At 52.8% G+C, this 23,351-nt stretch carries 21 protein-coding genes and 1 pseudogene; 6 read left to right on the plus strand and 16 right to left on the minus strand.

From position 1 onward, the window contains the following. The first annotated feature begins 547 nt into the window (after positions 1-547). The gene (locus EKN00_RS03230; protein ID WP_127848714.1) at positions 548-1,348 is read left to right on the plus strand and encodes an SHOCT domain-containing protein; all 801 of its coding nucleotides are present in this window, start codon (positions 548-550) and stop codon (positions 1,346-1,348) included. Between the two features lie 94 nt (positions 1,349-1,442). Further along, on the plus strand, positions 1,443-2,177 hold the full coding sequence (locus EKN00_RS03235; protein ID WP_127848715.1) for a hypothetical protein: 735 nt from the start codon (positions 1,443-1,445) through the stop codon (positions 2,175-2,177). 568 nt (positions 2,178-2,745) lie between these two features. Here the strand turns inward: EKN00_RS03235 and gndA are convergent. The 10 genes from gndA to EKN00_RS03285 form a co-directional block, all read right to left on the minus strand. Beyond that, positions 2,746-4,164, minus strand: a complete 1,419-nt coding sequence (gene gndA / locus EKN00_RS03240) for an NADP-dependent phosphogluconate dehydrogenase (RefSeq protein ID WP_127848716.1) — start codon at positions 4,162-4,164, stop codon at positions 2,746-2,748. A gap of 100 nt (positions 4,165-4,264) precedes the next feature. Then, a complete protein-coding gene (locus EKN00_RS03245) occupies positions 4,265-4,822 on the minus strand; it encodes a YceD family protein (protein ID WP_127848717.1) in 558 nt (185 codons plus the stop codon). Further along, positions 4,816-5,979: a nucleotidyltransferase gene (locus EKN00_RS03250; protein WP_127848753.1), complete on the minus strand. Its 1,164-nt coding sequence runs from the start codon at positions 5,977-5,979 to the stop codon at positions 4,816-4,818. Before EKN00_RS03250 ends, EKN00_RS03245 begins: the two co-directional genes overlap by 7 nt. 21 nt (positions 5,980-6,000) lie before the next feature. Beyond that, positions 6,001-6,750, minus strand: coding sequence for a class I SAM-dependent DNA methyltransferase (locus tag EKN00_RS03255; RefSeq protein WP_127848718.1), 750 nt, complete (start codon positions 6,748-6,750; stop codon positions 6,001-6,003). After that, on the minus strand, positions 6,747-7,109 hold the full coding sequence (gene rsfS, locus EKN00_RS03260; protein ID WP_127848719.1) for a ribosome silencing factor: 363 nt from the start codon (positions 7,107-7,109) through the stop codon (positions 6,747-6,749). The genes EKN00_RS03255 and rsfS overlap by 4 nt, the downstream gene beginning before the upstream one ends. Positions 7,110-7,174: 65 nt before the next feature. Next, positions 7,175-7,780 carry a bis(5'-nucleosyl)-tetraphosphatase (symmetrical) YqeK gene (yqeK, locus tag EKN00_RS03265; protein ID WP_127848720.1) on the minus strand — a complete coding sequence of 202 codons (606 nt, stop codon included), beginning with the start codon at positions 7,778-7,780 and terminating at the stop codon, positions 7,175-7,177. Further along, entirely contained in the window at positions 7,773-8,417 is a 645-nt protein-coding gene (locus EKN00_RS03270; RefSeq protein WP_127848721.1) for a nicotinate-nucleotide adenylyltransferase, read from the minus strand. The genes yqeK and EKN00_RS03270 overlap by 8 nt, the downstream gene beginning before the upstream one ends. Further along, positions 8,417-8,737: a YhbY family RNA-binding protein gene (locus EKN00_RS03275; protein WP_127848722.1), complete on the minus strand. Its 321-nt coding sequence runs from the start codon at positions 8,735-8,737 to the stop codon at positions 8,417-8,419. Before EKN00_RS03275 ends, EKN00_RS03270 begins: the two co-directional genes overlap by 1 nt. Before the next feature lie 73 nt (positions 8,738-8,810). After that, positions 8,811-9,932: a ribosome biogenesis GTPase YqeH gene (yqeH, locus tag EKN00_RS03280; protein WP_127848723.1), complete on the minus strand. Its 1,122-nt coding sequence runs from the start codon at positions 9,930-9,932 to the stop codon at positions 8,811-8,813. Next, the gene (locus tag EKN00_RS03285) at positions 9,925-10,449 is read right to left on the minus strand and encodes a YqeG family HAD IIIA-type phosphatase (RefSeq protein WP_127848724.1); all 525 of its coding nucleotides are present in this window, start codon (positions 10,447-10,449) and stop codon (positions 9,925-9,927) included. The genes yqeH and EKN00_RS03285 overlap by 8 nt, the downstream gene beginning before the upstream one ends. 237 nt (positions 10,450-10,686) lie before the next feature. On the opposite strand from EKN00_RS03285, the gene EKN00_RS03290 reads away from it, so the two are divergent. Next, positions 10,687-11,322 (plus strand): HAD family hydrolase, encoded by a 636-nt coding sequence (locus tag EKN00_RS03290; RefSeq protein WP_127848725.1) that lies wholly within the window; start codon positions 10,687-10,689, stop codon positions 11,320-11,322. A 24-nt stretch (positions 11,323-11,346) separates the two neighbouring features. Beyond that, complete coding sequence (locus EKN00_RS03295; protein WP_127848726.1) at positions 11,347-12,303, plus strand: NADP-dependent oxidoreductase; 957 nt, start codon at positions 11,347-11,349, stop codon at positions 12,301-12,303. A gap of 64 nt (positions 12,304-12,367) precedes the next feature. On the opposite strand, the gene EKN00_RS03300 is transcribed toward EKN00_RS03295, so the two are convergent. Further along, entirely contained in the window at positions 12,368-12,997 is a 630-nt protein-coding gene (locus tag EKN00_RS03300) for a hypothetical protein (protein ID WP_127848727.1), read from the minus strand. 480 nt (positions 12,998-13,477) lie between these two features. Between EKN00_RS03300 and trpX the strand changes: the two are divergent. Beyond that, positions 13,478-14,475 (plus strand): annotated as a pseudogene (trpX, locus tag EKN00_RS03305) (tryptophan ABC transporter substrate-binding protein). A 465-nt stretch (positions 14,476-14,940) separates the two neighbouring features. Here the strand turns inward: trpX and EKN00_RS03310 are convergent. Both EKN00_RS03310 and EKN00_RS03315 read right to left on the minus strand, forming a co-directional pair. Next, positions 14,941-16,638 carry a M3 family oligoendopeptidase gene (locus EKN00_RS03310; RefSeq protein ID WP_127848728.1) on the minus strand — a complete coding sequence of 566 codons (1,698 nt, stop codon included), beginning with the start codon at positions 16,636-16,638 and terminating at the stop codon, positions 14,941-14,943. A 136-nt stretch (positions 16,639-16,774) separates the two neighbouring features. Further along, positions 16,775-17,605: a DNA/RNA non-specific endonuclease gene (locus EKN00_RS03315; protein WP_127848729.1), complete on the minus strand. Its 831-nt coding sequence runs from the start codon at positions 17,603-17,605 to the stop codon at positions 16,775-16,777. A 179-nt stretch (positions 17,606-17,784) separates the two neighbouring features. Here EKN00_RS03315 and EKN00_RS03320 point away from each other — a divergent pair, with 179 nt between their 5' ends. Then, complete coding sequence (locus tag EKN00_RS03320; protein WP_127848730.1) at positions 17,785-18,957, plus strand: MFS transporter; 1,173 nt, start codon at positions 17,785-17,787, stop codon at positions 18,955-18,957. Positions 18,958-19,868: 911 nt separating this feature from the next. Here the strand turns inward: EKN00_RS03320 and EKN00_RS03325 are convergent. The 3 genes from EKN00_RS03325 to rplT form a co-directional block, all read right to left on the minus strand. Then, positions 19,869-20,297, minus strand: a complete 429-nt coding sequence (locus tag EKN00_RS03325; RefSeq protein ID WP_127848731.1) for a hypothetical protein — start codon at positions 20,295-20,297, stop codon at positions 19,869-19,871. A 230-nt stretch (positions 20,298-20,527) separates the two neighbouring features. Continuing rightward, positions 20,528-22,348 carry a GGDEF and EAL domain-containing protein gene (locus tag EKN00_RS03330; RefSeq protein ID WP_127848732.1) on the minus strand — a complete coding sequence of 607 codons (1,821 nt, stop codon included), beginning with the start codon at positions 22,346-22,348 and terminating at the stop codon, positions 20,528-20,530. Positions 22,349-22,974: 626 nt separating this feature from the next. After that, positions 22,975-23,331 carry a 50S ribosomal protein L20 gene (gene rplT, locus EKN00_RS03335; RefSeq protein ID WP_127848733.1) on the minus strand — a complete coding sequence of 119 codons (357 nt, stop codon included), beginning with the start codon at positions 23,329-23,331 and terminating at the stop codon, positions 22,975-22,977. Positions 23,332-23,351: the final 20 nt, after the last annotated feature.

The following is a 23,351-nucleotide window of genomic DNA, read 5'->3' on the forward strand; positions in this document are numbered from 1 at the left end:
TTTAGTACCCGTTTTAATTTTCCGTTTAATCATACTCTCAGCACACTAAATTCCGCGCACTAAGTCGTTCCAGAAAAGAATATCACATTTTCTCATAATTAGCCAACTTAACCCGCACCACAATCGCTTTATGAGAATGAGAAAGTCCACGGACAATCTGCCAATTATGAACCCAAACTGCCAATTTAACCTTCCTTATCCCCGCCCCATTGGGTTCTAACTTCCTCGCCGTTTTCACCAACTGGCTGGAAGTTACAGGGGGGCTTTGCAAAATGTTAACACTAGTTCAATATATTGGTTCAAATAAACTGATTTTACGGTAAAATTAAACAAGTCATAATATAATTTATTGTACAGTCGTAGCTTGAGTAACAATTATTCTATCTAGCCACATGCTCAATCAGCATAGAGCATAATGCTAACTATATCGATTCCAGATTTATCTGGAGCTGTATAGACAAACATTATTAAATCGTGACTGGGCTATGACTGATGGTGTACCGTAGTTTTGAAAGTCGGTATTTACTATATTATTAGGGGGATTACAATGGCAAGATATTGTGCGTATGATAACGAAAAAATAGGAATGATGGTAGGAAGCGTCACACTTGCAGATGGTAGTGTTCTGTGTAATAAGCACTGGGACAGGCTTGGCTTTAGCGGTTTTACCGGTGCATACTCCAGTTTGCTAAACAAACACGACGTTGCAAAAATAATTGACGAAGGCCTAGACGGTGACAGGTACGTGGCAAGTCTGTCAGGTTTCGATACCACTTTCGAGTATGACAAACAGGCAAGCATTGGCAATTATATTCACGTTAGTCCTACTACAAAACAAATTCAAATTGGTGGAGCCGGCCTATTTAAATTTAAGCCACAGGTTCAGGTTGGCTATAAGAATATTGTCTCTTATCACGTCGTTGAAGATGGTGATCAAATCATTGCTAAAAGTGGTGTCGGCCGAGCAATTGGCGGAGGACTATTATTTGGCCCAGTTGGGGCAATCGTTGGTGGCGTCACTGGCAAGAAAAAATCTAAAAAAATTGTAACGGACCTACACATTGATGTTGTCGTATCTGACCGGCCAAAAAACAGCTACACCATATCAATTATCTCAACACAGACCAAACCGGGACTAGTTTTAACTAACGCACGAACAACAGCTGCGCAAATTTCTGCATTTATTGACAATATATTGGCACTACAGGAACAGGAGTCAACAGACACGGTGTCTGTTGCACAAAATGAAACTGCAAATGAAATTCGCCAGTTTAAGTCCCTTCTAGATGACGGCATCATTACCGAAGAAGAGTTCAATGCCAAGAAAAAAGAATTACTTGGGCTCTAGAAGAATATAGTCACAACGCATTCGTCAATATACTATTCAGACAGACCACTAACTTTAAATCTGGGTTGATTGGTTTCTATGGAGGCCTAACATTTTGTCTAAGCATAAGGAAAATAGAATCCCCAAAGAACAAGCACAACTATTCAACGACTTTGTCGAGCAACTTGATTACATTAGTGTGGCAGCAGATAACTATGATGAAGGCCATACAAGTCGTATTAAAATGGCAGCACCACATTTACGATCATTATTTTATAAATCTCAAACGAGCCACCCGCTAATTGACAAAATCAGTGTAGTAGATAGGAATAAATTCGTAGACACAACCATGCCTGATAAAAGCAGCTTTATATATACAGGGCCATTAATTATAGATAACACAGCGGCCAATAAGGGAAGTTATACTTACTATCCTGGCTGCTATATCAACTCGAGTGTTTACAAATTCATAAGTTTCGAAGACTGGTGGCATGGAGAAATCTTGGCTCAAGGCGGTGAGATTTTTTCTAGAAAAGATATTGTTGCCTACATCACCAATCAAGATGGTGGAGCACATGTTGATACTGCTTTATCCGAACGATACTACAATCTATTAAGTGGGCTTTATTCAGCAACGGTTTCTGATGAAAACGTGAAAAATGTGCCCGTCGACGAAATATCTTTTGCATTACTAAGACAGATTTCTTATGAATGCATAGCTTCCTTCAAGTCAATGCATTTTCCACTCAAAGTCAAGTTATCAACCGGCAAGGATTCCCTTCTCGATCAGAGGCGGATTGGTTATAAGTCTGGGTCTAATTTTATCGATGCGTCTTTTACCTGGCTTTGAAAACACTCGCTTAAGCTAACCTGAAAAAGGGTTGAGAACAATCACTGAAGAATGTTTCTGATAGCACTGGATGGACTGATAGTTAAATCCAGCGCCGTTATCACAATGTTATAAGAACAATTGCGAGCTATCGACACAAAACAAGAACCAAGAATAACGTGCCGACATACTGTTGATTAATATCACTTTACACAGATTTAAAAGGATTCAACTCAACCCCTTTTACTGGTTGCGAGTTGAAGCCTTTTTCAATTGGTTAGAAATAGTTGCAAATTCTAGTGCTCGGCATATCTTGGCCATACCAGTCTGCAAATGACGGCCGACTATACTAGAGGAACGGATGCTGCATCCTTGGCAGTATCACAAGGTTTCCAGCAGGTCACTAGTGAAATAGTCGGTACACAATCGGTACAAAACGATTCAATAAATGGTACCGATAATTCTGTACCGACAAATGTACCGACTCCGCATCATGTTTAGTCATGTTTAAGCACAAAAATAGCGCCAATCCGCACACTACCATTACTGGTTTTATGCGGATTGGCGCTATTTATTTGTAACTGATTTATTATTGTTCGTCGTACCAGCTGTAGTGGAAAATACCTTCCCGGTCCGTCCGTGCGTAGGTGTGGGCACCGAAGTAGTCGCGCTGGGCCTGAATCAGGTTAGCGGGCAGAACTTCGCTGCGGTAGCTGTCGTAGTAAGAAATCGCAGCGGAGAAGCCAGTAACTGGCACACCAGCCTTAACTGCCAGGCCAACCAGGTCGCGGACAGCTTCCTGGTAGTTGCGGGCGATGTCCTTGAAGTAGTCGTCGAGCAGCAGGTTGGACAAATCTGGCTGCTTTTCGAATGCGTCGGTGATGTTCTGGAGGAACTTAGCGCGGATGATGCAACCTTCACGCCAAATCTTAGCCAGTTCGCCGTACTGCAGGTTCCAGTCGTAGTGTTCACTAGCAACACGCATCTGCTCGAAGCCCTGAGCGTAACTCATCAGCTTGGAGAAGTAGAGTGCCTTGCGAATCATTTCAACGACGGTGTCCTTGTCGAAGCCAACCTTGCCAACTGGCTTAGGCAGAACCTTGCTTGCAGCCACACGTTCGTCCTTCATGGCACTGATGTAACGTGCGTAGACGGATTCGGTGATTACGGACTGAGGCACACCCAGTTCAAGCGCGGACTGGGAACTCCACTTACCGGTACCCTTGTTGCCGGCAGCATCCAAGATCATGTCGACCATTGGCTTGCCGGAACCCAGGTCGTCCTTACGGGTCAAAATATCAGCCGTAATGTCGATGAGGTAAGAGCTAAGTTCGCCCTGCTTCCAGTCGTTAAAGATACCCGCGATTTCGTCGACGGACAGGCCAACGAGGTTCCGCAGCAAGTTGTAGCTTTCGGAAATCAGTTCCATGTCGCCGTATTCGATCCCGTTGTGGACCATCTTGACGTAGTGACCTGCACCGTTCGGGCCGATGTAGGTAACACATGGTTCGCCGTCTTCAGCCTTAGCCGCCATCTGCTTCAGGATTGGTGCGACCAAATCGTACGCTTCCTTCTGACCACCTGGCATCATGGATGGGCCTTCGAGGGCACCAAGTTCACCACCAGAAACACCCATGCCGATGAAGTTGATCCCGGACTTGTCCAGTTCAGCGTTCCGGCGCATGGTGTCTTCAAAGAAGGTGTTCCCACCGTCAATGAGCACATCACCCTTATCAAGAAGAGGCAGAAGCTGTGCAATGACCGCGTCGGTCCCGGCACCAGCCTTAACCATCATGATGATACGGCGAGGCTTTTCAAGGGAGTTCACGAAGTCCTCAATCTTGTAGCTAGGAACGAGCTTCTTGTCAGCGTGTTCCTTGACCACGGTTTCGGTCTTCGAGCCGGTCCGGTTGTAAATCGCCACGGTGTAGCCCCGGCTCTCAATGTTGAGGGCCAGGTTCTTACCCATGACGGCCATCCCGATGACCCCAATTGTTGGTTTGTCCATTATTGTGATTCCTCCATAACTATTCATGTGGGACGCGCGGTTATATCCGCTCATTCCCCTTTATCCTAGCAGAAATAGGCCGCGATGCCAAAGACGAACACTAGTTTTTGTCCTCTTCGTCCCCGTTTTCGGGAAAAAGATTCTTAAGCCCGGCAAACGGATTGTCCTTCCGCTCTTCTGGTGGCAGCGGTGCGGCTTCTTCTTCCGAAATCAGCGCCCAGTCATCCCCATGCGGCAGCTCAGTTGCCTCCGCCTCTTCGGGCGTCAAAACGCGCAGTGGCAGGCCAAGCAGCAAGTTGTCCTTCACGGCCGGCATCAGGTCGAGCCGGTCATCCTTCAGCAGAATGAGCAGCGCGTCCTCCTCATATTGATCGACGTGGTCGGCGCGCGTCAGGTAGGTTTCGGTAAACTCGAAGTGAACGGGCACCTCGACCGGGACCAAACTGCGCGTGGACGGCAGCGTCACGTGCGCGGAAACAACGCCATTCACGGTGAAGTCACCGCGCGAATACAAGATGTTGCCGTGTGCGCGGACCCGCCCCATGTCAATAATGTCTGGGTTGCGGTCCATCAATTCCTTCTTCACGTCGACTTCTTCATCGAACGTGAACGGTTCGTGATTGTATTGGGTCAAATTACTAATCGACCAGTTCAGCATGTTTTCCCTCCAAACTCTGAATCTTGCATTAGGGGTTTGCGGCCAAAGTTTTGTACCTGACCGTTAATATTCGTGTACAGACTATCAGCGCGGTGCGTCATGTAAAGTGGCGCTCCCGGCGCGAGCATATCGCTGCTGACCTTGGTTATCAGCGGAATCGTTGCGGTCTTTTTAACACTGTGCAAAAATTCGCGGCCCGCAGCGGTAAAGCCCAAAACGTGGGCCAAGACGTGTTCCCGGTCAAAGCGGACATCATCGCGCGTCAGGTTGAGCACGGTGGCCAGTGCCAGTCGTCTTAGCCGTGCGTAGGTGTACCGCTTGGACTTAACTTGGTGCAAAAAATCGGCAAAGTCTTCGCTGGTCCGTGCACACGCCACCATGCGGTACTCAAGTCCCTCACTCATCTGGTCAACCTGCCGCAATTCCGGTAGCGTCGCTGTCAGCAGGCGGTACCGCAGCAGCGGCCACAAGTCGGCCCACGAGGCGTGCTCTTGCTGGGCCAGTAACTGGCGCGTCATCGCGGGCACATACTGCGTCACGTCCTCACCGGCAAATACTGCCTGCCGAATCGCGCTGGCGGACAAAAAGCCCGCCGCTCGATTAACCGCGTCGTGCTGGACACCCGTGCGTTGCAGCGGCACGAGTGTCAGCGGCGAGTGCAGGCGCAGATTGGCCTCGGCGTACGCTAGAGCCAGCATCTGGTTGGGCGCCGTCAGCTTTTTCCCCACCTCACTGGCGTAAAAATCCGCCAGCTGGCTGGCATAGGGGCGTGTGTAATCACGGAAGACTTCGGTATCTGACGCCTGCATGCGCTTGGCGGCCAGGGCCGCGTAATCGAGGCTGGCGTCCTCAGTGCCAAACGCAATGGCGTCAACGTGCAGACCCGCAAGCACCGCCACCCCGCCTTCAGCGAACTGCTCGCTGGACTGCAGCGCCACACTGATTGGCAGTTCAACCACCACGTCGGCGCCGGCTGATAGGGCCATTTGGGCGCGTGCCCATTTATCCACAATGGCCGGTTCGCCGCGCTGGACGTAATTGCCAGACATGACCGCGATGACCACGTCCGCCTGCGCCTTTTGCCGGGCCCGCGTGAGGGCGTACACGTGACCATTGTGCAGGGGGTTAAATTCTGCAATTATTCCGACACTGCGCATCATTTTTCCTCCCGCCAACCGTTACAGTTTTACCGCACTCTTGCTGCAGCTGAAGAACCACCGCGTGCTGTCATCCTGGACCGGGCCGCGCCCAAAGTCGGCACTAACCTGAATGTCCGTGAAGCCAGCCTTGGTGAGTGCGTCCACGTAGTCTTGAATCGGGTACGTGCGCTCCTTGTGCTGCTCAATCAGCGGCTTGTAGGCATCAATGTCCTCGTGGTAAACGAAGAAGGTCAGGTCGTGCTCGGCAGAATGTGGCACCTCACCCTCGTAGCTACTCCAGATGAAGGCGTAATCCTCGGTCTGGTAGTTGTACATGTAACCAGGGAAAATATCATCCATTTGGTGCAACGAGTGCGCGTCAAACATGAAGCGCCCACCGGCTTTGAGGCTGGTGCTTACTTCCTTGAACACCTCAGTCACGTTATCAAGATCGGGCATGTAGCAGATGGAATCATCGAAACAAGTGACGATGTCGAACTGGCCCAGCTGGGCAAAGTCCCGCATGTCCGCCTGCACGAGGGGAATATCCAGGTCCGCCTTGTTAATCTTGGCCGCCGCCAGTGACAGCATTTCGGCACTCAAATCAAGCGCCGTAACGTCAAAGCCGGCCTGCTGCAGCTGCACGGCAAGCGTGCCCGACCCCGCGGCAAGTTCAAGCAGGCGCTGACCCTTAGCCGGCACCTGCTGCAATACGTAATCCCGCCAATCGGTGTACAAGTCCTGATCCATTAACTGGTCATAAACTTGCGCAAAGGTTGAATAAATCATTCGTTAATCCACTCGCTAACGTTGACTTCTGGTGCATCCTGCCAGAACTGTTCCAGCTTGTAGTTGGCGCGTTCTTCAGGGGTGAAGACGTGCACAACAACATCGCCGAGGTCCATGAGCATCCACTTGGAGCCCTTCTTGCCTTCAATCGACTTCACGGTGCCACCGGCTTCTTCAACCTTGTCGTGAATTTCGTCAATAATGGCCTGAACCTGACGTTCGGTGTTCCCACTCATCACCACAAAGTAGTCCGCGAGCAGGCTGACGCCCTCCATGTTCAGTGCCACAATGTCCTCGGCACGCTTGTCGTCTCCGGCGCGAACCACCGTTTCGAGCAATGCAATTGGTGCTACAGTCATTAAATAATCCTCCTGTGCAACCGGGCGTTTGCCGCACCGGTCTGTGTGTTTGTCATCAATATTGGTTAATCTTGAACCCGCTTGGTAAACGCGTTAAAGGTGCTGAACGTGAGCGGGTGAATCAGTGCCCCGCGGTCAACCAGGTACGTGAGCGTGTTTTGCAGCTCAATCATCGTCGCCTTGGTGAGACTGGTTTCGGCGGCCTTACGCGCGGCAATTTCGCCCGGCAATGTCCGGTCCGGCTCAATGAAATCGGCCACGAAGGTAATCATGTCCAGATCGGTCATGTCTGGGTGGCCCGTTGTGTGCCGGTTAATTGCCCGAATCACGTTTGGGTCACTGATGCCCAAATCCTGCTGCAGGAACCACGTGCCGACCATGCCGTGCCAAACGCCGCGGCCGTACTGAAGCAAATCCTGCCCGTAACCTTCACGGACAATGACCTGCTGGTACTCAGGTACCGGAATTTCCTTAGCGTAATCGTGCAGCAAGCCCGTCAGTCCGGCCTCGTCAACATTGACGTTGAAGCGCTTAGCCAGGACGCGGCTGGTTTCCTCAACGCGCAGGCAGTGATTCAGCCGCCCGTCGCTGAGCCGTTCGTGCATCTTGGCCAGAATCTGCTGGCGCGTGTGCCCGCCCGTCATTGTCAGTGGGTATTCGTAATCATTCACGGTACAAGCCCTCTTTCTCAATGTATGCAGCCACGCTATCGGGGACCAGGTACCGAATGCTCTCTCCAGCAGCCACGCGCTTGCGAATTGCCGTCGAGGTGATTTCCAGCATTGGCGCGTCGACCCACAGAACTGGGTACGTGGTCCGTGGCGTGTAACCGGGACGCTTGACGCCGACGAACTGGACTAGCTTCACCAGGTCATCGATGCGGTGCCACTTGGGCAGGTAATTGACCATGTCGGCCCCGATGATGAAGTAATAATCGGTGTCCGGGTGCTTGTTTTTCAGGTACACCATCGTGTCGTAGCTGTAGCTGATGCCGCCCCGCTGAATCTCACACAGCTCAAGGTCGAACATCGGGTTGCCCGCAATGGCTGCGGCCAGCATCTCCACGCGGTATTTCGCATCGATTGCACCCTTTTTGTCAACGTGCGGCGGGGTGGCGTCAGGCATGAAGCACACTTTGTCCAAGCCAAGCTGATTGCCCACCTGATCTGCCATCACTAAATGCCCCGTGTGCACAGGGTTAAAGGTCCCGCCAAAAATCCCCAGCTGGCGCCGCTGCTTGTTGCCCAAAATCTTGGTACGCAGCTCCGTCGACAGCACCGGATGGGTCAGTACCGCCTTCTTCTGCATTAGTCCTTAGCCAGTGCCGCAACCTGCTTGGACAGCTTACGGTTATCCTCGTTACTTGCTTCCTTGTAGACCACCAGGGAATGGCCGATGGTTTGCGCAACCTCAAGACCAGGAATTGCGTCTTCAAGGTAGGCACCAACTTCCTTAGCCGTTTCTTCGGCACTTGGCAGCAGGCTAATCTTAACCATTTCCCGCGCCTCAAGGGCATCGGCCACGCCACGCACAAACGTGTCGGACAGGCCGTTCTTGCCAAAATTAATCAGTGCTTTTTGCGTCATTGCGATGCTCCGCAATAGCCGCTTCTGTTTACCAGTTAACATATTATTTCCTTTCGGTCCCAACTCGGCAAAACGCCTCGTGAACACTGTTTGTTAATTACCTGCAATCGTTAAGTTAAATCATGGCCTTGCGCAAGATCACGTCAACGCCTTTGGGTGCGTAACCGGCGATTGTTTCGCCAGCCGGCACGTTAATCCAGCCGAGGCCGGCAAAAACTAGGTCGCTGTCCTGCTTGGTCGTAAACTCAAACCGTGCCAGTTCTGGCAGTGGCTCTGGGCTATCCGGACGCGGTGGCTGGAGTAAATCGCCCTTTTGCCGGTCGTAAAATTCATCCGCGTTCTCCAGCTTCGTGCGGTGCACGAGCAGCTGGTTGTCCACGTAGGCCGTGAAGCCAGCGCGCGTGCCGGAGATGAAGTCAAACCGCGCAAGGCCCGCCAGAAACAGGGTCTGACCCGGGTTGAGCTGGTAGGTCTTCGGGCGAATCACGTGCGTTGGCGAAGCGAGCTTCAGGTCCTTGGCGTCAAGGTAGTGCGCCATCTGGTTGCGGTGAATAATCCCGGGCGTGTCGATGATGCCGGCACCGTCGTCGAGTTCCAGGCGAATCCGGTCAAGCGTGGTCCCCGGGAACCGGGAAGTCGTGATGAGGTCCTCGATGCCGCTGGTCTGCTTCAAAATCGCGTTAATCAGCGTGGACTTACCCGTGTTGGTCACCCCAACGAAGTAGACATCGCGGCCGCCACGCAGTTCCTCAATCTTGGCGAGCAGCTCGGCCACGTCATCGCGGTTCTTGGCGCTCATCAAAATCGTGTCAACTGGGCGCAGTCCATTGGCGTGCGCCTGCTGGGTGAGCCAGTTGCGCAGCCGGGGCCGCTTCAGGGACTTAGGCAAAACGTCCGCCTTGTTGCCGACTAAGAGCACGGGGTTGTCCCCAACGAAGCGATGCAGTCCGGGGATGAGGCTCCCGTTGAAGTCAAAAATATCCACGACGTTCACAATGAGTGCATCTGCATCCCCAATGAGGTTGAGCAAGCGTAAAAAGTCATCGTCCGTGAGCCCCACCGGCTGGATTTCGTTGTAATGCCGCAAACGGAAACAGCGCTGGCAGTATAGTTCCGCCTCGCCATCCGCCGCTTTTGCAAGCCTGGCTGCGGGTAAGAACCCGGCCGCCTGGTCATCTTCAGTTTGCAGACGCGCACCACACCCGATGCAGTACAAATCAGCTGTTGCTTCAGTCATCAATATCCTCCCGATATTTGAATGTTCCTTTGCGTTTCATGTCGGCCTTGATGAAGCCCTCGATGAAGCGATTAGGTAATGTGTTCCATTGATCAGTTTTAATTAGTGGCTTGACTAATACGGTTCGCACGCCCGCCAGGTGGCCGGCAATGACGTCGGTCAGCAGTTGATCGCCGACCATGATGCATTCGTCCTTGCGCAGGCCAAGTTGTTTGACTGCACGGTTGATTCCGACCGGCAGCGGCTTTAAGGCCCGCGCCGTAAACGGCAGGTCCATTGCGCCGACCGCCCGCTGCACACGCTCATGATTATTGTTGGAAACCACCATGACCGTGATGCCCGCATCGTTCATCCGTTCAAGCCACCGGCGTAATTGCGGTGTGCCATCAGGATTATTCCAGGCAATGAGCGTGTTATCCAAATCGGTGAGCACGGCGGCAATGCCCCGTTTTTTTAATGTACTTGGTTCAATGTTGTAGATAGCCTTAACCATCCACGTTGGTGTCACTAGTGCCAAACTGGCACCTCCTAGCGTGTCTTTTATCCGTACTATTATAGATAATTTGGCCGACAATTACCACCAAATACCATACCTCGCCAAGTATACCATGTTATTGCACATTTCCGGAGTGTTTGCAGAAAATCATTAGCCCGCCTCATAAAAATAGTTTTTAAGAAGCACTTTCTTTCACAAGGCCAATGGGGTAACATTAAGTAAACGGTTACAAGATAGCCGAGACTGGGAGGTACGCCTATGTTTTCCACAATTTTATTTGATATCGATGGCACCATCATCGATACGGAATCTGTCATTGTTTCATCTTTGCAGGAGGCGCTGTCCCAGACTACTGGTCGCGAGTATTCACACGACGAGCTGCGTTTCATTCTGGGAATTCCAAGCGCTGAGGCTCTGGCCAAGTTAAACTTGCCTGAGGACCAAACGGCCGCAGTCAAGAAGCTTTGGCCCGAGATTCTGGCAACGCGCCAGAAGCAAGTGACTGTTTTTGCCACCATGCGTCGCACGCTCGCCCACTTGCAACACCGCGGAGTGCAGCTCGGTATCATCACGTCCAAGAATAACCGGGAACTTGAAAACGAGTTTACCTGGTTTGGCCTGAACGACTACTTCGACGTCATTGTTACCGCTGACGCCCACCTGGCGCCAAAGCCGGCACCTGATCCAATCAAGTTTGCGCTGGCCGAACTCGGTGCCGACCCTGAAGACACCATGTACCTCGGGGATTCCATCTACGACATGCAAAGTGCCAAGGCGGCCGGCGTCAGTTTTGCCGTTGCCACTTGGGGCGCGTTTGATTTGTCGCGGTTCGAGGACGCAGACTACATGCTGACGCGGCCGGAAGGATTACTCGACTTGGCGGTTATTCGCTAACCCATTTTTCTAGGAGGCGCAATCATGTTCCGCATTGGCTTTAATGAATTCGGCGGTCCGGAAGTCTTCACGACAATTCCGGCAGAACTGCCAACACCCAAGGCGAATCAAGTATTGATTAAAGTTGTCGCCTTTGGGATTAATCCGTACGACGTTCGCTTGCGGCGGGGTGATTACCAGAAGCAGCGGCCCCTGCCCTGGCCGATTGTCCCCGGCACCGAACTTGCCGGAATCATTAGCGCCATTGGCAGTGACGTGCAGGACTACCAGGTGGGCGATCGGGTCATGAACTACCGGCCGCGCGGTGGATACAGCGAGTACGTGACCGCCAGCACCGCCAAAATCGCAAAGGTCCCGGAAAACCTGCCGCTGACCGTGGCCGCGGGCACCCCAAACGCGGGGATTGCCGCATTTGGCGTTCTGGAACTGCTGCACGTGGAGCCGGGCAAGACCATCGTGATTGAGGGCGCTAGTGGCGCGGTCGGGTCTATTCTGATTCAGGCGGCCAAGTACCGCGGGTTGCACGTCATTGCCACGTGTAGCAGCGCCAACCACGATTTGGTTCTGCACCTCGGGGCCGATGAGGTCGGATTATACGACCGTGAGAACGTGGCCGCGAAGTTCCCAAGCGTCGGTGACTATGTCGTCAACGCCGTCAGCAACGGCCAAGACGGCGGGGCCGGTGCCTGGATGCGCAAACCCGCTAGTCAGTACGTCACCTTGACCGAGCCCGAATTTCGGCCGGCTGGTGACGACAACTTCCACGTGCTGGGTGACAACGGGCCGACAGATACCGCAGCGGCGTTTAGCTTCCTGAGTGAGCTGCGTACCCGAGCGGAACTCTACATCAACATTGCCGAAACCCTGCCGTTTTCCGCGCAGGGCGTCACCGAGGCCCACGCCAAGCTTGACCGGCACCACCCTGCTGGCAAGTACATCTGCACCAAAGATCCGAATTACTCCAAGCACATTCAACTTTAAAAACAGCCACCAGAACTGACGGATAACCCGCAGTTTTGGTGGCTGTTTTCGTTACTAATTGCATTCATTGATACTCAGTCGCACCGGCCTCCGCGATAATCTGCCCCTTGGCGCCGAATTGGGGGCCGAACTTTAACGCGAACCGGTCGAGGTTGATGCGCCGCTTGCCAATCACATAGAGGTTTGCGGTCGCTGTTTCATTCGGTTCCAGGATTTCTCGTGCATAAATAACTTTGCCAAATGTATCCGAGGTTTCGGCCGTGTACGTGCGGCCCTGCCCGTCCGTTAGTTCCAGCACCTGCCGGGTCAGATCGATGGCCGCACTGCCCTCATTGGTCAGCCGCAGCTTGATTTCACCCCGAAAATACTCCGCGGGCCAAGTCTTCACTTGCGGATAACCCGTCTCAACGGGCGTGTACCTGCGCGGATTGTTCTCCACCCTGCTGTTAGTAATCCTCTCCACGGCAATATCCAGCGTCCCCACGCGCGTCAAGCGCTCAGCACTGGCAACGGCGTCACTGCTATCCTCATCACGTTCTTCCGTTGCGGCTAGGCTCGGGCTAGACGCACTACGCAGACGCGCGTTTTCCGCCTTCAATGCCGAATTTTCACTGCGCAACTTGGCCGCGCTCGCGTTGCCGCACCCACTGAGCAACGTGCTGGCCAGGAGTAACGTAATCATCCATGACTTCACAAGCTATCCCTCCGTTTCACACCCACCTTATTCTCATTTAACATTTTATTTATAAGACACGCATGCATCCTTTTGTATATAAAAATCTTATCACGGTGCTTAACCCGGCGTAAAGTGACGCCATTAACTGTCATCAGACCGAAACATTTGAAAAAAATTAGTTTTAGGGGTTGACGGATTAATAATTCGCTAATATGATTAACGCATCACAAATGAGAGGAAGAACCAATTATGACGAACACAATGTTCAACGCAAATCGTTCATGGCAAAGCTGGCGCTAGTCGGTCGTATTCGCGTTGCGGATGCGATCTGGCAAACAGGTTGTATCCGCGTCGGTTCAATTCCAAGTTAATCCTTGGGTCCGCGCGGTCACACGCGACGGACTCGGCATGTCAAGCGGCAAACCGATTCTGGTCGGTTTGCCGCTTTTTATTTACGCAGAATCTGTCTAAATACGCATACCATCAAGGAGAAATACCATGAAAAAAATCATTGCAGCAATTACCGCACTCATCGTCATCGTTGTCGGCGCCATTTTCCTAACCGGCCGCGGCGACAAGCAAGCAGCCACCAAGAAGGCACCCACCGTTGGCATTTTGCAATTAATGAGCCACCCCGCCCTTGACCAGATTCACCAGGGCGTAATCCAGGGTTTGAAAGACGGCGGATACAGCGGCAAGAAAATTAAGATTAAGTTCGCCAACGCTGGCGGCGACCAGAGCAACCTCAAGAGCATGAGTGAGAAGTTCCTCGACGAAGGGGCCAACATGACAGTCGCGATTGCCACCCCCGCGGCGCAGGCCCTCGCGACGGCGTCCAAGGGCAAAACGCCCGTGATTCTCGCCGGCATCACCGACCCCGCCGGCAGCGGCCTGGTCAAGTCCGAACAAAAGCCCGGCAACAACATCACCGGGACTTCAGGTGAGGCCCCACTCGACAAGCACCTGGACGTCATCAAGGCCATCAAGCCCAACGCCAAGCAGATTGGGATTATCTACAGCCCGAGCGACCACGGTGGTGCTTACAACGCCAAGAAGTTCGCCAAGCTCGCAACGGCAGACGGTGAAAAGGTCAAGCTCTACACCATCAGCAACACCAACGACGTCCAGCAGGTTGCCGCCCAGATGGTCTCCGAATGTGACATTGTGTACGCACCGCAAGACAACTTGGTGGCCAGCTCCATGAAGACGCTCGTTTCCGTTGCCAACAACGCCAAGGTCCCAGTCATCCCCGCAGCAGACACCATGGTGAAGGACGGCGGGCTCGCCGCATACGCATCAGCCAGTTCGACCTCGGCCGTTACGCCGGTAAGATGGCAGCCAAGGTTCTGAACGGCAAGAAGACGACCAACTACCCCGTTAAGCACGTGCTCAAGGGCAGTTACGTCATCAACACCAAGGAAGCAAAGACACTCGGCATTCAGCTACCGGCCAACATGGTCAAGAACGCAACGGCGCACCACGAAGTATTCAAGTAGATCAGCAGAATTCAGCGCTTTTGACTAACGCGCCGATGCTAAACGGAAAAGTGGCGCCAGCGTGAATTTGCGACAGGACATATCTGAATATATGCGCAGAATTCCTGTAAATGCCTTCACACCGCGGTTTAGAGCAGGTCGCTGCGCCTATTTAAAAATTTGTCCTGTCCCAAATCCGCAGAATCACCACTTTTCCGTTGCGCCTTGGCCTAATCGTACAAGTAACCACGCACGCGGCAAAACGTGTGGCGCTGCCAACCGGCACAGCAACTGCCAACAAACTCGCTCACTGAACAACGGCCTCCACCCGCAAAGCAAGCAGAAGATTGTTTTTTTGGCACACAGTAAAACACAACACAAAAAAGGAAACTCAGCTACGGAGCACCAGTGTGCCTCCGTAGCTGAGTTTCCTTTTTACCTATTAAGTGATGCTCAGTTCCGAGCAGCTACGCGATCAGGCCCGGATTACAAAGCACTGTCGTCGACTGCATCCAGTGCGGACTTGATGGCCGCGAGCGTGTCATCGAGCGCGCCGGGTTCGAACGGCGACTGCAGGTGTCCCGTTTGCAGCAGCTCCAGCAGGCTCTGACTCCCGCCGGCCTTGGCCATTGCTAGGTAATCCGGCCAAGCGGACTTGTCGTGGTCAACTTCGAATCGCTTCCAGAACTGGTACGCCACGACCTGCGCGATGGTGTAATCGAGGTAGTAGAACGGCACTTCAAAGATGTGGCCCTGGCGCATCCAGTAAATTCCGCGGTCCAAGTCAGGATTTTCACTGTAATCCTTGTCCGGGTTGTAGCGCAGCTCGAGTTCCCGCCAGCAGGCCTTGCGTTCGGCCGGCGTCCAGTCAGGGTGCGTGTAGACTTCATGCTGGAAGTGGTCGACCAGAATCCCGTACGGCAAGAATTCGAGTGCCGACTGCAGGTGCGCGTACTTGTACTTGGCCGTTTGGTCCTTAAAGAAGTTCTGCATCCACGGGTAGGCGATGAATTCCATGCTCATGGAGAAAATCTCGGCGGCATCATTCGTTGGGAACACCGTTTCGCCGGGCTGAATCCACTTGGCCATCGTCGTCTGGAACGCGTGGCCGGCCTCATGCGTGAGCACGTCGACATCCCCGCTGGTCCCGTTAAAGTTGGCGAAAATGAACGGTGACTCGATGCTCGGAATGTATTCCGCGTAGCCACCGGACATCTTCCCCGGCTTTGCCAGCAAGTCGAGCAAGTGGCTGGATACCATGTGGTCAAAGAAGGGCCCGGTTTCCGCGGACATTTCGTGGTACATTTGCCGTGCGGTTTCCACCAGTTCTTCCGGTGTACCCTCTGGCTTGGCGTTACCCGACTTGAACTGGATGCCCAGGTCGTAGTACTCAAGCTTGTCCAGTCCGAGACGCTTGGCCTGCTTTGCCCGCTGCGCCAATACCAGCGGCACCACTTTGGTTTCAATTTCGTGGCGATACGTGCTGACCATGGCTTCATCGTAATCAAACCGATCCATGAAGACGTAACTCATCTCGGAGTAATCCTTGAACCCCAGCTCGTGGGCCATTTGCGTCCGCACGTGCACCATGTCGTCGTAAATGCGATCAAAGGTGGCCTCATTTTGTGCAAAGAAGCCCCAGTAGGCCGCATTGGCGTCGCGCCGCGTGTCCCGGTCCTCGTCACTCATCAGTGGGCCGAGTTGCGCGAGCGTGTACGTCTGATTGCGGAAGTCCACCTGCGCGTTGGCAATCAGGTCAGAATATTCCGAAATCAGCCGGTTGTCTTCCTGCTGCAGCGGAATAATATTGGTATCCTTGACGCGCAGTTCATCCTTGGTCATGTCAATCAAGGTGTGGGGATAAATCTTGGCCAATTCATCCTGGAACGGGCTGGCAACCACCGCTTTTTGGTATTCCGTCAGCGCATCGCTAAACTGCGGGCCGTATTCATCCCAAAAATCGGACTCGCCCTTGTAAAACGTGTCGTTAGTGTCGATGCTGTACCGGATGCTGGCGACGTATTCCTGCGAATTCACGTCATTCACCAGCGCCACCAGCTCAGTGGCCGCGACCTGCGCGACCAACCCGTTAGTGGCGTTCTTGAGCTGCTCACTTAACTTGTGCACCTTGTCCTTGAACTCGGCCAAATTCGGCCGCACATACTCAACTTTATTAAAATCCATCGTGCCCTCCAACTCCGTCACGTGGGTCAATGAACCCGGGCGACGGCTACTTTATTTAATCTTGCTATTTGAATTATGGGCTAAAAACGGGCCGATTGCCATGGTTTACCCATCCAATCGACCCGATTTATCATCTTTAATTGTCCAACCCTGATTCATCGACCTTCATGTTCCGGTCAATCTTGCTGCTGCCGTCCGTGTAGTTAAACTGGTAACCCGGCTGCACGTTGAAAATATAAACGTTGAAGTTCAGGCTGCCGTCCGTACTGAGCGCCTGCAGCCAGTAGCCGCGGGGCATCAGCTCATCGCCGCGAAAAACCGTGGTGACCTGGTAAATGACCTGCTTGCCGTCTTCCAGACTCTGGCGGACCTTGCCCTCATATATCTGCATCAGAATCTGGTTGGAATACGCGGATTGCGTGCCGAGGTTCTTCGGGTTATCCGATGACCCCTCCGCCCCGGCACTGTACTGGCCGGACGCGTTGATGTTAAAGGTCAGGGTGTAGGCAATCAGGTGCCCGCGGTTATAGATGTCCGTGCTGCCGCGATTGTAATGCCACCCAGTCGGTGTCCACTCCTGGCTGGGCCGGCCCGCACTGTGCCCCAGGTTACGCCGAGACAGATAAGCGGTATCCGTCGTCGTGCGGTTCAGCCGGTCCAGATTGCCAAAGTCGATGTGCTCCGACTTCCACGCCGCCGAGTTCAATGTGCTCTTGCCGCCGTTCACCGGAACTACCGGTTTATCCCCCGACGCAAAATCGAGTTTGGCCAGCTTCGTGTACGCATCACTATCGAGCTTGTTGTCGCTGCTGGTCCGGGCGGTAATGGCCACATTGTCGCTGCCCGCACCAATCAATTGGTTCAGGTAACCGCCACGATAAAGCCACAGTCCCGCCGCCAAAATAATGGCGAGGACGCCACTGATCTGCCCCGTTTTGCCTGACTTACGCCGCCGCTTCTTTGCCATATCTGCCTCCTGGATAACTGCAATGCCTGACTATGCTGCCATTTTACCTTAATGCCCGAATGCAAACCAGTGTTCGCTGATAAAAATTGCCGCCGATTACTTAATTATCGACTTAGCCCAAAATCTGCGGGTATGCTACAATTCTTGCATTGTGTATTTCGTCAATCGGGGGAGGAACCATGTCAAAACAAACAAAACGCGCCATCTTCATCTTAGTTTTCAGCGAATTTCTGGTTTGCCTGGGGATGAGCCTGATTTTCCCAGTCATGCCCTTCATTAAAAACGAACTGCACCTCTCCGCGACCGACATGGGGGTCATGTCCGCCCTGTTTGCCCTCACGCAATTCATCTCGTCACCAATCATCGGCCGGCTGTCGGACAAATTGGGCCGCAAACCGATTCTCACCTTTGGGCTCGGCCTGTTCGCCGTTTCGGAAGTGCTGTTTGCTGTGACCAACCACCTCTACATGTTCGACCTCTCGCGCGCAATCGGCGGGATTGCGGCGGGGATGTACGTACCCACCGCCCAGGCCATGGCCGCGGACATCACCACCCACCGTGACCGCGCCAAGGTTATCGGCTGGCTCTCCGCATCATTAAGCGGCGGCCTAATTCTCGGCCCCGGACTGGGCGGCATTCTGGCGGGAATTGATTACAAGGCGCCATTTTGGCTGGCTGCCGTATTCGGGCTGCTGGCGACCCTCGCCACGATTTTCTTCCTGCCCGCCGTGGACAAATTGAAGAATGAGACCCGCAATACGGACCGCATGCCTGAACCCACCGCGAGCGACTGGCGCAGCGTCCTCACCGGGCCGATGCTCATGCTGTTTGCACTGATTTTTGTTTCGTCATTCGGACTTCAGGGTTTCGAGAGCATCTACAGCATCTTCGTCAATGAAGTGTTCAACTTCAGCCTGGCCAACATTGCCCTCGTCCTGACTCTGAACGGTATCATCTCGCTGGTTTTCCAGGTCGTCTTCTTCGACCGGCTGGTGCTGTGGCTAGGTGAAATTCGGCTGACGCGCATTGCATTCTTCCTGAGCGCAATCTCAACGGTGTGGATCTTGCTAACACATTCCAAACTGGCCGTGATGGTCGCGACCCTGATTATTTTCACCGCGTTCGACCTTCTGCGCCCCGCAATCACGACCCTGCTCACCAAGCAGAGCATGGACAACCAGGGCATCATCAATGGGCTGAACCTATCGCTGACGAGCATCGGCAACATCGCCGGGCCACTAATTTCGGGGTCACTGCTCGACATTAATTACCACATCCCATACACCGTCGTTGTCGTTTTCCTGCTGCTTTCGTTCCTGCTGACTTACACAGTTCGGTTGCAGAGACGGTAAACAAGTTTTACGCTGTGCTGTCCGGCCGTGTTAGTGTGGTTGCTGAAGCAGACCAGTGAGAGGCTCCGCGTTGCGGGGTTTGGCCTCCGGGTCCGGACTGGGCCTCGGGTGTGCTTCGCCGTGATCGCTGTGGCGGTCGTCTGGAGCCGGAAAAGCGCCGTCTCCAGACTAAAAATTTAGCTTTGCATCGTCGCAATTAGTATTAAGTGTGTACGATACTTAGCATGTTGACGCCCATTTCATCTTGTAACTCAGACCTGACAGCTCCTCACACAAATCTAAATTTTTCCCACAAAGAAAAGGGGTGTGCCAACCGCAAAAACCGCGATCGTCACACCTCTTTTCTTTGTTGCCACGGCTGGGTGGCACACCCGAGACCCAGCCCGGACCCTCCGGCCAAACCCCACAACGCTCCGCTGGATAGCGGCATAAACCCTAATTCAGGAACAATTCCACGGAAGGCTACCCAACAAGCCGAACAAGTCTAAGGTAGCTACCTGTGTCGTGAAATACTCAGTTGTGCACCTGAGCACTTCAACCACGTGGTAGCGACTGGGCGGGGACGGTGCGCGTGTAGTGCGGCTGGGATTTTCCTGTGAAAGCTATGGTGAGAGAAGACCGATGCGGGCTTTGCATCGGGCTTCTCCACACCATAGCCGGCAAAAATTAAGACCCGCCAGGAGAACAAGATTTCCCAGCGGATCTTAACAATACGTATTAGTCTCGTAACCCCAAGAAGCAGATGCGGGCCTTAATTTTTAGGTTGAAGACCCCGCTTTTGGGGCTTCAACCGGCCGCACGGAAAATCCCAGTCGCACGGAACGCGCACCGGCCCCGGCCAGTCGCGGCCCCTATACCAATCAGTACCCACCCACTTAAGCTGCCGGACAACGTAAGCGCCCCTAACCAGACTATTTCGCCGCGATGGCGTCGTCGTCATGGTCGAACTGCTGCATAATCCATAGTAGTGCGCCCCCGACGATACTGCCGACGCCGGCCAAGACGCCGACCATCTGCAAATCTAGATTCAGGTGGAACCACCAAGCGTTCGTTACCGCCAAGATGGCCATCGCCACGACCCAGTCGCTGACCAGCATGACCAGGTAAATCCACGCCCAGCGCTTGAGCAGCGTCTCGTATAGCCGATCAAGCCAGTTCGTAAACAGATCAACAACCAGGCCTAACATGTTCGCCACCACAATTAGGAGTGCGTAGCGTGCTACGTGTCCGCCAGCTAACTTGATGGTCAGAAGCTGCGCTGCAATTACTGCAAACACGGGAACGACCATAACGAGCAGAAGCATCATAATCGCGGCAAGAACCGCAAACTTGTTCTTCATGATAATTTTCCCATCCATTTTCACTAGTCACGGAATATCCGGACAGCCATTTAATTATTGTCTAGTTTACCATTACTAACCTAATATTTGAAATGCTCACTGCCAAACAAAGTTGCGGTGTATTCTGAACCCACGCGTCTTTCACCTAGACGCAAAAACGGGCAATAAAGTCGCCCGTTTGCGTAAAGATATTCATGTTCTAACAACCATCAATCGGTAAACCAACTAGCTTATGCCAGTGCCAATTCGGCCGGCAGGTTCGGCTTCCCGAAGAAGTATCCCTGGTAGTGTTCAATGTCGAGGTGATGCCCAAAATCAAGGTCAGCCTGGTTTTCCACCCCTTCAAGAATGAAGTTGATGTTCGCCTGCTTAGCCGTGTTAATCCAGAAGCGGATTCGCTCGTGAATTTGGTCCACGCTCTCCCGCTTGCGCAGATTCTGCATCGCAAACTTCACGCCATCGATGTACGGCAGGATTTTTTCGACAAACTCGTACGAATTGTCCGAACCCACGTCATCGATAAATACCTTGATGCCGACGCTTCGGTAAATTGCCGTTATGCGCCGGACCACCGTCACGTCGGGCACCATCGTGATTTCAACGATGAGTTGCTCCGGGCCGTGACCGGAACTGACGTAACTGGCCAGGGCTCTGGCAAAACCCGTATCGGCGAATTGGCCCGGCGTCAGGTTAATCGTCACACGCCGGAGCAGACTGCGGTCCAGAACTTCACGAATCAAGGCAATCTGCTGCTCGGCCCGCAGATCAAAGTACTCCGGCAAATGCCATTTGCTGCCGGCCTGCTGGCGAAGCAGTAACTCCGCGCCCCAGATTTCTAGCGTCTCCCCTGACCGCTCTACAATCGGCTGCGCGAAGTACTTGAGTGACGGCGCCTCATTAGTCGTATCAACCCCATTGCCGTTCATCCGGTTACGACCACACTGCTTGCTGACGCGCAGATTGTCGTCTGCCCGGGCAAACACGGTCCCAATGTTCGCGTCCTCTTGCTGGGTGGTCGTAATCCCGGCGGACATGGTCACCGTCGCATACCCGCCATGAACAGGAAATTGCGTCTTCGCCACGCGGGCCAAACATTCACCGACAATCTTCGCCGCCCGCCTTGCACTAACGCCCATGAAGATGACGGTGAATTCCTCACCGCCTGAACGGTACAAACGCATTTCGACGCCAGCTTGCTTGACCACGTCCTGGATGATGTCAGCAATTGTCAGCAGCACAATGTTCCCGGTTAAGTAGCCATACTGCTGATTAAACTCGTTGAAATGATCGACATCGAGCGCCGCAACCACAATTGTCTGCGCATTTTTCTGGGCAACATTAAACAGTGAGGTCATTTCGCCCTGATTCCGCGCGAACACGGCTGTTGAGGTCAATTGCTCATAAGCCGCCACCCGCTGCAGCTGGCCCGTGCGCGTATCGGCAATCACCGTGAGCCGAATATACTCATCGACTGCAAGTATCAATATCACGTACGCACTCAGGTCACGCACCCACCACCACAAATCAAATATCCGTGGTTGCGATACGTAAATCCCAATGATGCCACTCAGCCCCAGCGCGAGCATCGCCAGGTAGTCCCAAAGGCGCCGTTCTTGCAACTTCTGCCGGATAACAATGAGTCCGCACAGCACTATCGCCCAAACAACGTAGGCAATCAGAATCTGCACTGACGGGTGCGCATACTGCCACAGGTATACGCCGCAACATAGTTCCTGAATAAGGATGGTTACCCAGTCACCGGTCCGCACCGCAATGACGTACAGGCTGATGAGCATCAGGTTCAGAAATGGCCAGTGGTAGCCAAATACGTGCATCTGCGGGTCCACTTTGTACTGCATATCCTGCAGAGCGTAGAGCACGCCAAGATATACCAGCCCCGCAACCCGAATAATCCCGTTACGGTGTGCTTCGATGAACGGTGACACCGCCCGGTCGTTAACCCAATAAAGCAGAGACGTCATCCCAAGTGCCAGAAATATACTAATTAATAGAGTGGTTATGTAAGAGATGCTAATTGCCCAAACCGACATAATATTAACCTCGATATAACAAATCGTTTAAGTAGAAACTGCGAATAGTTGTTCAACAGATCATAAAGTTGCAAAGCGGTGCGCCTGCTCACTGTCAATTGAGCGCATTGAGCAGGCTGCCATCACCCATAAAACGTTTATATATTATTATCATTCAGTTTAGCTTAATGCTTTTTAACTCAATAATTCTGGCGATACACCAGTTTTATCTCCTTAAACACAATATTCATTCAAGTTTAGCGAATATGAACACATTGGTAATGGTATACTTCACGTTCTGAAAAAACAATATGTCAATTCACCCTCAATATAGTTAAAATAACGGGTTTGTCCGCATCACTAACGATAATGAGCCTATTAAAGCAACACCGACTGCTTGTACTGGTATAGTTGACCAGCAATGTGTTCATATATGCACATGTCGTTCTTGATGTGCGCAGAACTCGCCGCCCGCACGCTGTCCCCTTGCGTGAGGCCCTACCCGCCGCCTTTTGTGCTTTCAACAATCCGGCAATCCTGTTACAAAACATAACAAATTTGGCCAGCCATTTAAGCTTACTTGGCCATTTAACGAACAAAATTTGGCATAAAAAAAAGACCCCATCAACAGATGAGATCTCTTCGCTTTAGGCGTTTGCCTTCTTAGCTGCTTCAGCAAGAGCTGAGAATGCAGCTGCGTCGCTGATAGCAAGATCTGCGAGCATCTTACGGTTCATGTCGATGCCAGCAACCTTAAGGCCGTGCATCAACTTGCTGTAAGAAATGTCGTTCAGACGTGCAGCAGCGTTGATCCGGGCAATCCAAAGGGAACGGTATTCACGCTTCTTAGCGCGACGGTCGCGGAATGCGTACCGGTAAGATACCATAACCTGAGCATTAGCTGCCTTGAACAGACGGTGCTTAGAGCCGCGGTAACCCTTGGCAAGCTTCAGAACCTTCTTACGACGTTTGCGAGTAACAGTTCCACCTTTAACACGTGGCATAGTAAAACCTCCTAGATATA

This window comes from Lacticaseibacillus hulanensis, from assembly GCF_004010095.1.
Lineage (GTDB): Bacteria > Bacillota > Bacilli > Lactobacillales > Lactobacillaceae > Lacticaseibacillus > Lacticaseibacillus hulanensis.